The 15,009-nt window shown below is 62.3% G+C and carries 15 protein-coding genes; 9 read left to right on the forward strand and 6 right to left on the reverse strand.

What is annotated here, in order from left to right:
• Nucleotides 1-80 precede the first annotated feature (80 nt).
• The 4 genes from LB557_RS24960 (at nt 81) to LB557_RS24975 (ending at nt 4,996) form a co-directional block, all read left to right on the forward strand.
• Nucleotides 81-2,234, forward strand: a complete 2,154-nt coding sequence (locus LB557_RS24960) for a transglycosylase domain-containing protein (protein ID WP_015318638.1) — start codon at nt 81-83, stop codon at nt 2,232-2,234.
• A gap of 109 nt (nt 2,235-2,343) precedes the next feature.
• Nucleotides 2,344-2,928: a DUF1214 domain-containing protein gene (locus tag LB557_RS24965; protein ID WP_015318639.1), complete on the forward strand. Its 585-nt coding sequence runs from the start codon at nt 2,344-2,346 to the stop codon at nt 2,926-2,928.
• Nucleotides 2,921-3,490, forward strand: coding sequence for a DUF1254 domain-containing protein (locus tag LB557_RS24970; protein WP_224641851.1), 570 nt, complete (start codon nt 2,921-2,923; stop codon nt 3,488-3,490). Before LB557_RS24965 ends, LB557_RS24970 begins: the two co-directional genes overlap by 8 nt.
• 480 nt (nt 3,491-3,970) lie before the next feature.
• Entirely contained in the window at nt 3,971-4,996 is a 1,026-nt protein-coding gene (locus LB557_RS24975; RefSeq protein ID WP_224641850.1) for a hypothetical protein, read from the forward strand.
• Here the strand turns inward: LB557_RS24975 and LB557_RS24980 are convergent.
• The 3 genes from LB557_RS24980 to LB557_RS24990 form a co-directional block, all read right to left on the reverse strand.
• The gene (locus tag LB557_RS24980; RefSeq protein ID WP_224525857.1) at nt 4,974-5,321 is read right to left on the reverse strand and encodes a DUF1491 family protein; all 348 of its coding nucleotides are present in this window, start codon (nt 5,319-5,321) and stop codon (nt 4,974-4,976) included. The genes LB557_RS24975 and LB557_RS24980 overlap by 23 nt on opposite strands.
• 71 nt (nt 5,322-5,392) lie before the next feature.
• On the reverse strand, nt 5,393-6,175 hold the full coding sequence (locus LB557_RS24985; protein WP_140788184.1) for a peptidoglycan-binding protein: 783 nt from the start codon (nt 6,173-6,175) through the stop codon (nt 5,393-5,395).
• Nucleotides 6,150-7,901: a sensor histidine kinase gene (locus tag LB557_RS24990; protein ID WP_140726664.1), complete on the reverse strand. Its 1,752-nt coding sequence runs from the start codon at nt 7,899-7,901 to the stop codon at nt 6,150-6,152. The genes LB557_RS24985 and LB557_RS24990 overlap by 26 nt, the downstream gene beginning before the upstream one ends.
• A gap of 533 nt (nt 7,902-8,434) precedes the next feature.
• On the opposite strand from LB557_RS24990, the gene LB557_RS24995 reads away from it, so the two are divergent.
• Both LB557_RS24995 and LB557_RS25000 read left to right on the forward strand, forming a co-directional pair.
• A complete protein-coding gene (locus tag LB557_RS24995; protein WP_015318646.1) occupies nt 8,435-8,782 on the forward strand; it encodes a DUF5330 domain-containing protein in 348 nt (115 codons plus the stop codon).
• A 100-nt stretch (nt 8,783-8,882) separates the two neighbouring features.
• Nucleotides 8,883-9,311 carry a SufE family protein gene (locus LB557_RS25000; protein ID WP_015318647.1) on the forward strand — a complete coding sequence of 143 codons (429 nt, stop codon included), beginning with the start codon at nt 8,883-8,885 and terminating at the stop codon, nt 9,309-9,311.
• An 86-nt stretch (nt 9,312-9,397) separates the two neighbouring features.
• Here LB557_RS25000 and LB557_RS25005 read toward each other — a convergent pair whose 3' ends face one another.
• Nucleotides 9,398-9,826 carry a MucR family transcriptional regulator gene (locus LB557_RS25005; RefSeq protein WP_015318648.1) on the reverse strand — a complete coding sequence of 143 codons (429 nt, stop codon included), beginning with the start codon at nt 9,824-9,826 and terminating at the stop codon, nt 9,398-9,400.
• A 450-nt stretch (nt 9,827-10,276) separates the two neighbouring features.
• A complete protein-coding gene (locus LB557_RS25010; RefSeq protein ID WP_140717854.1) occupies nt 10,277-10,645 on the reverse strand; it encodes an SH3 domain-containing protein in 369 nt (122 codons plus the stop codon).
• Nucleotides 10,646-10,758: 113 nt separating this feature from the next.
• Between LB557_RS25010 and LB557_RS25015 the strand changes: the two genes are divergently transcribed.
• The 3 genes from LB557_RS25015 to LB557_RS25025 all read left to right on the forward strand — a co-directional run bounded on the left by LB557_RS25015 (nt 10,759) and on the right by LB557_RS25025 (nt 14,056).
• Entirely contained in the window at nt 10,759-12,858 is a 2,100-nt protein-coding gene (locus tag LB557_RS25015; protein WP_224641847.1) for a S9 family peptidase, read from the forward strand.
• 19 nt (nt 12,859-12,877) lie between these two features.
• Nucleotides 12,878-13,504, forward strand: a complete 627-nt coding sequence (locus LB557_RS25020; protein ID WP_140618579.1) for a LysE family translocator — start codon at nt 12,878-12,880, stop codon at nt 13,502-13,504.
• Nucleotides 13,505-13,654: 150 nt separating this feature from the next.
• Nucleotides 13,655-14,056, forward strand: coding sequence for an SET domain-containing protein (locus tag LB557_RS25025; protein WP_015318651.1), 402 nt, complete (start codon nt 13,655-13,657; stop codon nt 14,054-14,056).
• On the opposite strand, the gene LB557_RS25030 is transcribed toward LB557_RS25025, so the two are convergent.
• On the reverse strand, nt 14,053-15,003 hold the full coding sequence (locus LB557_RS25030; protein ID WP_140618581.1) for a cytochrome c: 951 nt from the start codon (nt 15,001-15,003) through the stop codon (nt 14,053-14,055). The two genes, LB557_RS25025 and LB557_RS25030, sit on opposite strands and share 4 nt — an antisense overlap.
• Nucleotides 15,004-15,009 lie beyond the last annotated feature (6 nt).

Raw genomic sequence — 15,009 nt, forward strand, 5'->3', positions numbered from 1 at the left:
GAATAGTCGGACAGGGCGCCGCCCTGAAATTGCCCGCTTGCGGTTTTCAGGTCGCGCCAGAACCGAGCCGGGTTTTTTGAATGGTCAGCCCTGAACCACGCAAGAGAAGAGGTCCGATCGCCGCCTGGTTGCTGGCGCTGGACGCGTGGCTCGATTCCTCGCTCTATGAGATCGGGTTCAAGGCACGCCAGTTCTGGGAGGCCGCGACGATCTTCTCGCGGCGCTTCCGTCTCAAGGGTTGGCGCCGCGGCTTCATCGAACTTTTGAGCGAAGGTTTTACACTCGGCGCCGGCGGCATGGTGGTGATGCTGGCGCTGGCGATACCCGCTTTCCAGGACACCACCGGCGACTGGCGTGCCCAGGGCGACTTCGCCGTCACCTTCCTGGACCGCTATGGCAACGAGATCGGCCAGCGCGGCATCATCCAGCGCGATTCCGTGCCGGTCGACGAGATGCCGGACCATGTCATCAAGGCGGTCCTCGCCACCGAGGACCGCCGGTTTTTCGACCATTACGGTATCGATGTGCTCGGCCTGTCGCGCGCGATCTTCGAGAACGTGCGGGCGAATTCGGTCGTCCAAGGTGGCTCGAGCATCACCCAGCAGCTGGCCAAGAACCTGTTCCTGACCAATGAGCGCACGTTCGAGCGCAAGATCAAGGAGGCGTTCCTGTCGCTGTGGCTGGAGGCCAATCTGTCGAAGAAGGAAATCCTGCAGCTCTATCTGGACCGCGCCTATATGGGCGGTGGCACGTTCGGCATCGAGGCGGCGGCGGACTTCTATTTCGGCAAGAGCGTCAAGGACCTGAACCTTGCCGAGGCGGCGATGCTGGCCGGCCTGTTCAAGGCGCCGACCAAATACGCGCCGCATATCAACCTGCCGGCGGCGCGCGCGCGGGCCAACGTGGTGCTGTCCAACCTCGTCGATTCCGGTTTCATGACCGAAGGCCAGGTGCTGCAGGCCAGACTGCATCCGGCCGACGTCGTCGACCGCGGCGAACAGAAGAGCCCCGACTACTACCTCGACTGGGCCTTCGACGAGGTCAAGAAGATCGCCAAGCCCGGCCAGCACTCGCTGGTTGCCCACACCACCTTCGACGCCAACATCCAGAAGGCGGCGGAGGAGTCCGTCGAGTTCCACCTGCGCCAGTTCGGCAAGGAGTACAACGTCACCGAAGGGGCCGTGGTGGTGATCGAGACCAACGGCGCGGTGCGGGCGATCGTCGGCGGCCGCGACTACGGCGCCAGCCAGTTCAACCGCGCCACCAAGGCACTGCGCCAGACCGGCTCATCGTTCAAGCCCTATGTCTACGCCACGGCGATGGAACACGGCTTCACGCCGAACTCGATCATTTCTGGCGGGCCGATCAGCTGGGGCAACTGGTCGCCGCACAATTACAGCGGCGAGTCGGCGGGCAACATCACGCTGATCATGGCGATGGCCAAGTCGATCAACACCGTGCCGGTGCGGCTGGCCAAGGACCATCTCGGCATCGCGCCGATCAAGGCATTGGCGGAATCGTTTGGGGTGGAATCGCCGCTCGAAGGGCACAAGACGATGGTGCTCGGCACCTCGGGCATGACGGTGATGGACCAGGCGACGGGCTACAGCGTGTTCGCCCAGAACGGCTTCGTCGGTTCCCGGCACGGCATCACCCAGCTCGTAACCCGCACCGGCGACGTGGTGTATGACTGGACCAAGGACGCGCCGCCGCCGCATCGCGTCCTGTCCGAGCAGGCCCTGAAATCCATGAACACCATGCTGGCGGCCGTGCCGGTGATGGGCACGGCGCGGCGGGCGCAAATTCCCAACATTGTCGTCGCCGGCAAGACCGGCACCACGCAATCCTACCGCGATGCCTGGTTCGTCGGCTTTACCGGCAACTACACGGCCGCCGTGTGGCTGGGCAATGACGATTTCACCCCGACCAAGAACATGACCGGCGGCTCGCTGCCGGCGATGGTGTGGCAGCGGTTGATGGTCTACGCGCACCAGAACATCGACCTGAAGCCGATCCCGGGGATCGACAAGCCCTTTGTCGACGAGGAGGTCGCGGCCAAAGCCGCCGAGGCACAGAAGAAGAGCGAGGAGCAGGCAGCGGCCGATGCCGCCGCCGAGCGGCCGCCGGTGCTGTCCAGTCGGACCACACAGACGTTGCGGGACATGAGCCAGATGTTCCAGGCGGCCCCCAAACTCGACGCCCCCGCTTCACCCGAAACGTTGTCGGCACTGTGATATCCGCCCGCTGAGACAAGACCGACTGGCAAATCCATCACGCCTGCTTGCCACAAGGCCCCGCGCCGCGATATCCCCGAACGGCAATTCTGCGCGCACCTGGCCCTTCATGCTCAAGAACGCCTTCCTGATGCTGATTTCGCTTGCCATAGCCATTGGCGGAGGCGGTGCCAGCGTCTGGTATGCGCTGAAGATCCAGGACGGTGTCGGCGCAATCAGGATCGGCCAGTGGACTGCCTTCCCCGACATCGGCACACCGGCCGCGGACCCCTATTCCAAGGCCCGCGTGGCGCGCGAGGGCGTGCTGGCGCTTGGTCGCGCCGAGGGCCTGTCCTTCGTGGCGGAAAAGGATGCCGCCGGCGACCAGCTCAAGCGGGAATGCACCTACAGGATCGAGGGCGGATTTCCGACAGCGCGGTTCTGGACGCTTTATGCCGCCGATCAGTCGCTCGGCGTCGTCGAGACCGGTAAATCGCGGCTTGCGGCTCTTCAGTCCTACGAGGTGCTACGCCAACCGGACAATTCCGTGATTATATCCGTGGGCCATCACCCGATGCCGGGCAACTGGCTGCTGACCGACGGTTCTGGACGGATGTATTTCGTCCTGACCCTCTACGACACGCCGATCGCCAGCAGCACCGGCCTGTCAGACGTTTCGCTGCCCAGGATCGTCAAGGCGGGCTGCGATGCATAGTTTGCGTGCCGCATTGCGCAGGCTTCTGCATGCCATCCTGCTCGGCCTCGTCGGCGCCGGCATCGTCCACATTGTCGTCCTGCTTCTGGTGCCGGAATTTTCGGAACGCGACGCCTGGTCGCGTCTCTCCATGGCTTCGGATCTCTACAAGATGAACCGGCTCGATGCCGAAGCGGGCGGCGCACCGGTGGTGAAATCGGTTGACCCGCTGTTCTACGCAACGGCCTGCCGCTTCGACCTCGAGGAAGGAATGGTCCGGATCAAGGCGCCGGGGGACGTCCCGTTCTGGTCGGTGTCGGTCTATGACCGCAGCGGTCACAACATCTATTCCTTCAACGACCACACGGCGGCGGGCGGCAAGCTGGATGCCGTCGTGCTGACGCCGGCGCAGATGATCGATGTGCGCAAGGACCTGCCCGAGGATCTTCAGGGAGCGATCTTCGTCGAGGCGCCCATCGATGAAGGCATCTTCGTCATCCGCAGCTTCGTACCCGACGAGAGCTGGAAGCCGATCGTGTCGCGCTTTCTCGATCAGAGTTCCTGCGAGTTGCAGGATTTCTAAGCCGCGATCCTCGATCGCGGATCCGGAGCAGAGGGACTGACGGACCAAACCATGGCTTCAGCAAAGCTCAGTGGTGGGGGACTGCTCAGTGATGGGGGACTGGCGTCCGTGGCGATCCCGGCTTGTCCGGCCCTGCAGGCCGGGCTTCGCCGGTGCTGGACCGCTCATAACGGATGCCGGGAAATATGATCACAGCCGCCGGTATTTCGGTGGTTTGCTTGGCTCGATTGGCCGGTGCCGCACGCGGCACGAAAGACAGTACCATGCCCATGATTCGCGCATTCCTCTCGGTTTCCCCGGAGCACAACGCAACGCCTCCAAATATCATTAAGGCCGGCAGAGGGTTAACGGAGCGCTAACGGATCGCGGCTAAATTGATCTTTGTTCCCGGGTCAGTGAGTTCTGACCGAGGCAATCGCGAAACCGACATAGTCCCGGTGCGCGAGGTCGAGTGTGTATCTGGTGTCAGGCGTATCCTTCGTGTCATCTTCGGATTTCAGGCAAATCGCGATAAGGACGCAATCGGGAAAAGCCGAAAGGCTGTTCCGCGCCGCCGTTTCCGCGTTCTGCTCGCTGACGCGACCGTCGCGCCGGGAGATCGGCCAACTCGAAGACCTGACGCTGCCTCTGTTCGATGATGTATCCGTCGAATCGCGGCGCTACGTGGCAGCCGCCCTTTCCGAATGCGAATACGCACCCGCGGCCCTGGTGCGGCGCCTCTGCGAGGAACCGGTTGACATTGCCGCTCCACTGCTCATCCGCTCGCGCGCCGTCAGCGACATCGACCTGATCGCGCTGATTGGCCGGCATGGGCTGCCGCATGCGCGCGCCATAGCGCGGCGCAAGGACCTGAACCCGACCATCGCCGATCTGATCAGGGCGCTCGAAAGGCCGACCCTGGTGCGGACGCGGGATCCGGAAGCAGCCCCGGCGCAGAGCCTTGTCGTGAAGGCGCAAGCGACGGCGGACAGCGCGGAAACTCAGCAGACACCCGGCGTTGCCGCCGAGAGCGCGCGGCGCAAGCTGCGCTCCATGATGCGCACCGGCGACCAAGCCTTGGCGGCGAAGATCGACGCGTTCCCGGGCGCGGACACCTTCGTCAAACTGCGCGAGACGGCACTGACGGGAAACGCCGCGTTCTTCCACACCGCGCTGGCGGACGCTCTCGACATTGATTTTTCGATTGCGCAATCGCTGACCGCCCACCAGAACTATGCGCCGCTGCTTGCGGCGCTGCGTTCGCTCGACTTCAGCGAGGACCGGGCATTCCTGATCACTGTCGCCGTCTATCCCGGCCTGTTCCCGCATCCCCAGGCCATCCGCACCTATCTCGACCGCTACCGCCTGCTGCATCGCGACGCGGCCCTGGATAAGGTGCGGGAGTGGAAGGCCGAAACCCTGTCCAAGACGGTTCGCGGCAAGCCATCGGCAAACGGCGACAGCCGCAGGGCCTCCAACAGCGACGAAGCCGACGCCCCCGGCCTCAGGGCGTCTTCACGGAAATAAGCTCCTCGACGGGAACGCTACCGGCCTCGATCTCGACCACCCAGATGTCGGGATCGAATTTTTTCTCGCGCTCCAGTCTCGCATCCAGCACGGCGGCATCATTGCCGGCGGCGAGAAGGCTGAAAAAACGGTCTTCGGGCTTGGCCGAATCGTAGCTTGTCTGCGGTGCCGGCCCGTAGAGAGCCGTTTCACCCAGCCTGCCCCGCGCCAGGATGAACACGGCCCCGGCCTCCGTCGCGCCGCGATTGACCACAGCGGCAAATCCGCCGGCGCCGAAAACCCGGCGCAACAGGGCCGAGACCCACAGATCAGCGGTTACGCGCATGGAAGACTCCCGACGACATGCGGGCTCTCTACCGAAATTTCCCGTGGAGGGCGAGCCGTCGTTTTCGGCCGTCAGTTGGTGAGGCCGATCTCGCGCATCTTGACGTAGACGATCTCGTCGGGCTCGCCGGTCTGCGGCAAGCCGAACAGTGACTGGAACTCCTTGATCGCCGCCTTGGTGCGTGCGCCGACGACGCCATCCAGTTGCATGTCGTCATTGCCGAAGGCCTTCAGCCCGGCCTGGATCTTGACGATGCGGGGGTCAGGCCCCTGCAAAGCGGCATTCGCCTGTGCCTCGTTGGTCTGCAAGGACACGGGAACTGCGGCCGGCGGCATGTCAGGACGAGGTTGCGGTTTCGGCACGGCAGCCGTCTTCGGCGTTGCACCCAGTTGATCCAGGAGCAGTGCGTCGATCTCGCCCGAGGCGTTCAGCCCGACCTTCTGTTGATAGGCCTGTATGGCCTTGCGCGTGTTGGGGCCGGAAATGCCGTCGACGGTGCCGGAATAGAAATCAAGGTCCTTCAATATGCCTTGCACCTGCTCGACCACCGGGTCACCCTTGATCGGGGCGGGCGCGGCATTGGACCGCACGATGTTGATTGTCGTCTCGGGCTCGTCGGCGGCGGCGTGCGGAACGCCCTGGAAATTGCGTGTGGCGAAAAACGCCCCGGCGTGCGGGAAAGGCTGATACCATAGCGCATTCGCCGAGACATAGAACAGCGTCACCAGGAATGCGGTCGATCCTCCCACCAGGACGGGATTGCGCGAAATCATGCCGCCGACGGCGATGGCGCCGTCCTGAAAGGCATTGCCGCGGCGTTTGACCGCCTTAGCCTGTTTTGCGGAGCGAGCCATTTCCGTCCCCTTTCGCCCTCGTCACCGGCATTGTCAGCACTCCGGTCGGGTTGGCGGGGCGCCCCTTCGGCCCGCCGACCGGCAGGCTGATGGTGACCGTGGTGCCCTCGCCCGGCATGCTTTCGATCGACATGGTCCCTTCATGCAAGGCCACCAGCCCCTTCACCAGGGAAAGGCCAAGACCCGTGCCCTCAAAGCGGCGGGTATAGTCGTTCTGGATCTGCGTGAAGGGTTTGCCGAGATTGGCGAAATCCTCCTCGGCGATGCCGATACCGGTGTCCCTCACCCAGAAATGCAGACGTGAGCCGATCCGCTTGGCGCCGATGACGACATCGCCGCCGTCGGGGGTGAACTTGATCGCGTTGGAAACGAGGTTGATGAGCATCTGCTGTACGGCGCGGCGATCGGCATTGATATCGCCGGCGTCAGGGGCGATCTGCGTCTGCAGGTCGATATTCTTGGCCTGCGCCTGCAGCCGCATCATCGACTGGCACATGTCTGCGGCTTCCACGAACCGGAACGGCTCCGGCTCGGTGGCGTAAACGCCCGATTCGATCCTCGATACGTCGAGTATGGATGTCACGACTGCCAGCAGATGCTGGCCCGAGTCCCGCACCAGACCGACATATTCCTTCTGGCGCGGATCCTTGAAGGTGCCGAACATCTCGTGCAGCAGCATGTCGGAGAAGCCGATGATGGCGTTCAACGGCGTGCGCAGTTCATGGCTCACGACTGCCAGGAACCGGCCCTTGGCCACTTCGGCGGCGGCCGCCGTCTCATTGGCTTGCGCCAGTTCTTCGCGCAGTCGCGCGGTCTCGTCATTCTGGCGCAGGACAAGCGTGAAGACGTCGCCTTGTTTCTCGCCACGCACCAGTTCGAGCGCGAATGGCTGGTAATTGTCGGCCACAAAGCCACTTCCGTTGTGGGCGCCGTTGCCACTCTGGGGCAGCCTGATGCGCAATTCGAGGCGGCGCGACCGTGCGCCGTCACGCATGTCGGCCAGGGCGCTGAGATAGGAGACACGATCCGACAGGTGGACCCGATCGAAGAGGCCCGTTCCGGACAACAGCTCAGGCGGCAATTTCAGAAGCGTACGCGACTTGGCGGATGCATCCACGACCTCGCCGTGGCGGGCGACCCGCAAGACCACCGCGTCGATGATGTCTTCCAGTCGATCACCGGCATCGAGCGTATCGGCCGCGCCGGCGGTGCCGCGAAAAGCCGATATCCGCGGGATGAGGGCCAGCGCCCAGGCCAATGGCACCAGCCAATGCCAGGCGGCGATGTGCGCATCCGCCAATGGAAGGAAGGCGGCCGACAAGGACTGAAGGGCGATGGCGATGACGGCTGTCGCGCCCCCCCACAATGCCGCACGCCGTGACGCGCCGATCCACCAGGCTTCGAATGGCAGCGCCAGGGTAAGCATGGCGACAGGTGAACTCAATCCGCCGGCGGCACCGATGAGACCGGCAAGGGCAAGCGCCGCCATCGCCAGGGCGATCGGCCCCGCGGCAGCCATCTTGCCGGTAGCGGCTACCAGCAGGGCGACGAACCAGCACAGGCCGAAGGCCGCGAAAATGGCGGCCATGGTCACCGCGGCGCCCATCCCCGATGTAACCAGCGTGACCGCGGCACCCGCTGCAAAAAATGGCGCGGCCAGCATCACGCCGATGAAACGGCGCTGGCGCTCGCGGTCGCTCCGTTCGAGAACGCTGGGATGAACCATGCGCTCACAACCGGCCGCTATTGCACCAGGCAATTCAGCGTATCTGGCCTCGATCGGCATCAATTCAACGCACTCGCACTCGTCGTGAACAGCTCTGCTTTTGCAGATTGTCTTGGTTGGCTTTGAAACTCGCATCCAGCGTTTAAGGAATGGATAAGGCAGGGCCGACCAAGGCCCGCCCTGCGGCAAATATCGGGATGACGGCGGCCGAAAACCCGGTCAAATGCAGCCATAGTAAACGGAGGGTTATCCTGGCGGCCCTGTCGTCGGACCGCGGGCCAAGTCGTCGAAGCCGCTTTATTTCCTCGAAGACACAATTCATTCAACGGGATAGATGGTTATCGAATGGTGAGAAGAATCGTTCCGATATGAAACAAATCGACAGCAAAACGCTTCGTTTCGAATTTGCCTAAAATTTGAGGAAAATTCTCGGCGATCGTGCAAGCCGTCCTTTGTGCCTGTGTGTCAACATCCTGCCCATAAAAGAGGTCATGCCATATGATGCATGATCCGGTCACGACGAGAGGCAAGGCATGTTCTTCCTGATAAGAATGGCTTTCTGGTTTTCACTGGTGCTGCTGGCGCTGCCGCTGGGTGTCGGGTCCGATGAAACGGGCCAGGAAAGCGTCGGGCCGATCCAGGCCCTGTTCGCGGCGCGAGACGCCGTCGGCGACATCGCCGGTATCTGCGAACGCAAGCCCGATGTCTGCGAGACGGGCAAGTCGGCGATGCACACCATCACCGCACGCGCCAAGGAAACTGCCAAGATCGCGGCGGCCATGCTGGACGACAAGTCCGCCGGCCCCGATACCTCGACAATGACGGGCAGCGTACCGGAAGTCGTCCTGCCTGAAACGGTCAACCTGCCGATAAACAATTAAGCCGTCTCGACGGCGCACCGCGGGCAGTCTGCCCTCTCGACGCCCGCGGTGTCCTTGTTTTTTCCGTGACGCGGCGCCGCCGCGTGACTATATCCGGGTCATGACGACCACGATCCAGACGATCCGCGACGACTTCTCGTTCCTTGACGAATGGGAGGATCGTTATCGTTACGTCATCGAACTCGGCGAAGCGCTGCCGCCCTTTCCCGATGCGGAGCGCAACGCCACCAACAAGGTGCCAGGTTGCGTCAGCCAGGTCTGGCTGACCACCGAACGGGGTCCGGGCGCCGACCCCGTCATCACTTTCACCGGCGATTCGGACGCCCATATCGTGCGCGGACTGGTTGCGATCATGCTGGCGCTGTTTTCCGGAAAGACGGCCAGCGAAATCCAGAAAATCGATGCGGAAGCGACGCTGAAGGCACTCGGCCTCGACGAGCACCTGTCGCCCCAGCGTGCCAACGGTCTTCGCTCGATGGTCAAGCGCATCAAACGCGATGCCGAGATGGCGCTCGCCCAGACTGCCTGATCGACCTGTCGATCTTCCGCCCACCCCTGAAATCAAACGGCGCCCGAAGGCGCCGTTTGATTTCAATCCAATCTGGCAAGCAGCGACTACCGCGCCGCCTTGCGCTTGCGGCCGAGGCCCATCTTCTTGGCAAGCTGCGAGCGGGCCGCCGCGTAATTCGGGGCAACCATCGGATAGCTTGGGTCCAGGTTCCACTTTTCGCGATACTGATCGGGCGTCAGATCGTAGTGGGTCATCAGGTGACGCTTGAGCGACTTGAACTTCTTGCCGTCTTCGAGACAGACAATGTAGTCGTCATGAACCGAGCGCTTCGGGTTGACAGCCGGCTTCTGCTTGTCGGCAGGCGCCTGTTCGACGGTTCCGCCCACACGCCCGAGGGCGGCATGGACATCGGATATCAGGTTCGGCAGTTCGCCGACCGGCACCGGATTGTTGCTGACATAGGCAGCCACCACGTCGGCGGTGAGCTCGATCAGCGCATCATTGTTTCTGGAAGGTGTTTCGACAATATCCATGGTCTTCAGGCCCCAACAAGAGTTACGTCGGTCTGTGCCCCTTTTTACAGGCAGGGCATTGCACGAATTTGCGCAGATAGAGCTGCCGCGATTCGTGTCACGGGGACATCAATGCGGCCGCAGGTCAAGTAAGTCAATTCGTTGCGCGCATTATATCTATGAATCTTGATCAACTATTCCGCGATCAGCTTCAATCTTTCGTGCATCATGTAATTTTTCGATATTTCGCCCGCCAAACCGATAAAGCCTGACGTAACGTCAGTTCACCGTTACATTCGCGATAACTCACAAATCAGGTTTCAATGCTCTCGTTTGCTTTGCCGTCGCTTCGGCAAACTTGGTTGTTCGCATCTGTCCTCAAAACCACAGGTTGCCGCTCCTCTCTGTCGGGCAGGCAACCAGGCGACATGCCCGCCGGCCGAACCCGTCGGGGCCAAAATCGATGGTCGTTCAATACGGGATGATATATCTGCCATAGGCCCAGCCGGTCACGAAGGTGCCGTTCTTGGCCGGGTCATGCCAGATTTCGCACCAGCGATAGCGAACCGTCTGCTGCTGTTTCCATGCCGGTTGATTGGCGATATCGAGCAGGTTTATGCCGCCGGTGCATCGTCCGGTCATCTGCAGGACGATCCCGTTCGGGTATGCGACCTGCTTCTGGGATGTTCCCGACGGATATTTGCGCACATTGAGCGTGTCGCCGAACGGCACATTGGCCACTTGCCAAGCCGAAAATACGGTCGCATGAGACTGGCCGGCAAAGACCAGACTTAGCGAAGCGACGGCGAAAGCCGCAGCAATACGAGACCGAATAGTCATCTTCTCTCCCCCGGCCGTCGCATGGGCCGACACCAACTCTACGCCACAGCTCTTGAACCTGCCCTGATCGGCGTGTTCATTCGTCATTCAAGATATTTCCAGAGCGAGACGCAATGACCAGGACTTCCCGATTTCCAATCGCCAGCGCCCCTGCCCCCGAGAAAAGGCCCGTCTCGGACACGCATCACGGCATCACGCGAACCGATGAATATGCCTGGCTGCGAGCGGATAACTGGCAAGAAATGTTCAGGGATCCTTCCTTGCTCGATCCTGGGATCCGCGCCGAACTCGAAGCCGAGAATGCCTATCAGTCGACGCTGATGGCCGACACGTCAGATCTGCAAAAGCAGCTTTTCAAGGAAATGAAGGGCCGCATCAAGGAAGATGATTCTTCCGTTCCTATGAAGGACGGGCCTTATGCCTACGGCTCTTCCTTCAAGCTCGGCGGCGAGCAGCCGCGCTATTTCCGAACGCCGCGCGGCGGCGGACCCGAGCAGATCCTGCTCGACGGCGACGCCGAGGCCGAGGGCAAGGCCTATTTCCGGCTTGGCGGCGTCGATCATTCGGCCGATCATAGCAAGTTGCTATGGGCGTTCGACGACAAGGGTTCGGAATTCTACACGCTGCGTGTGCGCGACCTTGCCGACGGCAAGGAACTGGCGGACCAGATACAGGCCACCGGCGGTTCGGGGGTCTGGGACGCGGGCAATGACGGGTTCTTCTATACGCGTCTCGACCCAAACCACCGGCCGTCGAAGGTGCTGTTCCACGCACTGGGGCAGGCCCCTGAAAACGACCGGCTGATCTACGAGGAAACCGACCCCGGCTTCTTCATGAACGTCGACGGGACCCGCAACAACCAATGGATCATGATCGGCATCAACGATCACGAGACTTCGGAATACCGCCTGTTGAGCGCCAGCGATCCATTTGCCGAGCCGAAGCTGGTTTCGGCGCGCGAGACCGGCCTTCAATATGAACTTGAGGAAGGCGGCGATATCTTCTTCGTCCTGACCAACGCGGACGGTGCCAAGGACTTCAAGATCATGACGGCGCCGGCGAGCGACCCGGTCCGCGCCAACTGGCAGGAACTGGTGCCGCATGAACCCGGCCGGCTGATCCTGTCGGTGATCGGCTTCAAGGACCACATGGTGCGGCTCGAGCGCAAGGAAGGCCTGCCGCGCATCGTCGTGCGGGATCGGGCCAGCGGCGAAGAGCATCTGATTTCCTTCGACGAGGAAGCCTTCTCGCTCGGCCTTTCAGGGTCTCTGGAATACGACACCGAGATGATGCGTTTTTCCTACTCTTCGATGACGACACCGTCGCAGATGTTCGACTACAACATGCGCACTCGTGAGCGTGTGCTGCTCAAGACCCAGGAAGTGCCGTCCGGCCACGATCCGCACCTCTACGTCACGAGGCGGCTGATGGCGCCGGCGGCCGATGGCGAACTGGTGCCGATCTCGCTTCTGCATCACCGCGACACGCCGCTGGATGGCTCCGCGCCATGCCTGCTCTACGGTTACGGCTCCTACGGTATCACCGTGCCGGCCGCCTTCAACACCAACTGGTTCTCGCTGGTGGACCGTGGGTTCGTGTTTGCCATTGCCCACGTGCGCGGCGGCAAGGACAAGGGATATGGCTGGTACGACGACGGCAAGCGGGCGCACAAGATGAACACCTTCACCGATTTCATCGCCTGCGCCCGCCACCTCGTTGCCGAGCGCTATACCGCGCATGACCGAATCGTCGCGCAAGGCGGCTCGGCCGGCGGTATGCTGATGGGCGCCATCGCCAACATGGCGCCGGATTGCTTCGGCGGCATCGTGGCCGAGGTTCCCTTCGTCGATGTACTCACCACCATGCTCGATGCAACGCTGCCGCTGACCCCGCCGGAATGGCCAGAATGGGGCAATCCGATCGCGTCGGCCGACGATTACCTGACGATCGCCGCCTATTCGCCATACGACAATGTCGCCGCGCTCGACTATCCGCCGATCCTGGCGCTCGCCGGTCTCACCGATCCGCGCGTCACCTATTGGGAGCCGGCCAAATGGGTTGCGCGGCTGCGCGACCGCAAGAGCGGCGACAATCCGGTACTGTTCAGGATCAACATGGATTCCGGCCATGCCGGTGCCTCCGGCCGGTTTTCACGCCTGGAGGAGATCGCCTATACTTATGCCTTCACGCTGAAGGTGACGGACAAGGCATAGCTCACGGAGGAACGCCGCGATGATCGATCTGGCCACAGCGATAGCTTACATCGCGGTTGTGCTCGGCTTTGTCTTCATTCCTGGCCCGGCCACATTGTTGACGATCGCCCGCGCAACGAGTTCGGGGACGAGAGTCGGAATCGCCACAGGCGGCGGGATCGCGGCCGGCGATGTGTTTCATACCGCCATGGCGATGGTTGGGATCTCGGCGATCATCGCCACATCGGCGACGCTGTTCAGCATCGTAAAGTATATCGGCGCGGCCTACCTCGTTTACCTCGGCATTCGGGCCATCATCGAGAAAGCGCCAACCGATCCGACCGCCGGCGCGCTTGCAAGCTCCGCCGGCAAGGCGTTTCGACAGGCTGTCCTGACCGAGGTGCTCAACCCCAAGACCGCGCTTTTTTTCCTGGCGTTCCTGCCTCAGTTCGTGCGGCCCGAAAACGGATCAGTGATGGTTCAATTGGCCGTCTTGGGGATCATCTTCGTCATGCTGGGGCTTTTCAGCACGGTCGTGTTTGCCGTGAGCGCAGGGCGGCTCGGCAGTTTCCTGCGCCGAAATCCGACAGTGCTGAAATGGCAAGGCAAGGTTGTCGGCGGCATCTACTGCGCCCTGGGTGTCCGCCTCGCCTTGCAAGAGCGCTGAGGCCAGGCGACCCACGTCTGCTGGCAGGCCTGATGATCATCACTTTTTGAATTCCGCGCGGCTCATTTCCGCTCGCAATTGCGACGGTCGCGCGCTACCCAAGGCACGGTTTTCCCGGGCACGAAGTCCGCACTTGCACAAGGGTCCATTATGCTGCTCGTCGACGTCTATCTCGACAAATCGCCGATCCAGGGCATCGGTGTGTTTGCCAAGAACCATATTGCCAAGGGCACGCTGGTCTGGAAGCTCGACCCCCGGTTCGATCGGATCATCGACGTCGAGACCTATGAGAGCGAAACCGGGCCGGTGAAGAACTACCTCGACCGCTATTCCTACCCCGACCGTCGCGATCCCGCCTATATCGTCTTCGAAGCCGACGATGCCCGCTACATGAACCATGACGACGAGCCGAATTGCGATGTCTCGTCGCCCGAGGAGACCTACGCCTTGCGCGACATCGCGCCTGGCGAGGAGATGACCTGCAACTACAACCTTTTCTTCGAAACGGGCTTCGATTTCCTCGGCGATCGCCACCTGCAGTCCGAGGATTAGTTCGTACTTTTCTTGCGCGCCGGATAGCCGTTGGGATGCGGCGGCACCGCCTTCAGATAGGCAGCAATCGCCGCACGGTCGTCCGCCGTCAGCTCGGCCATGTTGCGCTGCACGTCGACCATGGCGCCGCCGACGGAATCGAAGTCCGGCGTGAATCCGGTTTCGAGGTAGTTTGCGATGTCGGACGCGGACCAGCTGCCGATACCTCCCTCGCCCGAAGTGATGTTCGGCACGACGCCCGAGCCCTCGGCGGCCACCGCACCGGCCAGCCATTCGCTTTTCCTGGTGCCTCCAGCGAGGTCGCGCGGCGTGTGGCATTCGCCGCAATGGCCCGGTCCTTCGACCAGGTAGCGGCCTGCCATCACAGGGTCTGGCGCGCCATCAGGCAGGGGCACGACAGGCTTGTCACTGAGATAGAGCCGCTTCCACAGGCCAATGCCGCGCCGGATGCTGAATGGGAACGCCAGCGAATTGCCGGGCGCCTTGCCGGCGACGGCGGGAAGCGTCTTCAAGAAAGCGTAAAGGTCGGCGACATCTGACGGTTTCATGCGAGCATAGGAGGCATAGGGGAATGCCGGATAGAAATGCTCGCCCGAAGGCGACACACCTTTCAGCATGGCGTTAGCGAGATCCCCGGCCGACCATGCGCCGATGCCGTCCTTAGGATCTTGCGAAATATTGGGCGGAACAAAGATGCCGAATGGCGTCTTGAGTTCGAGCCCGCCTATGAGCTGAAGCCGTGCATCGCCCTGCGACCCGGGCTTGGCATGGCAGGAGGTGCAGCCGCCGGCATAGAAGATGCGCTTGCCCCGGGCAACATCGCCTGGGCCGAGTTGCGCCAGGGTCGCCGCATCAAGCGTGACCGGTGCCGACAGCAGCCACCCCGCCGACGCGCCGGCGACGCCCAGGACGAGGGCCGCGCCGACGAGCTTCTTCAGCCATGCCATGGCTGG

It is taken from the genome of Mesorhizobium sp. BR115XR7A (assembly GCF_020165315.1).
In the GTDB taxonomy this organism is placed as follows: Bacteria; Pseudomonadota; Alphaproteobacteria; order Rhizobiales; family Rhizobiaceae; genus Mesorhizobium; species Mesorhizobium australicum.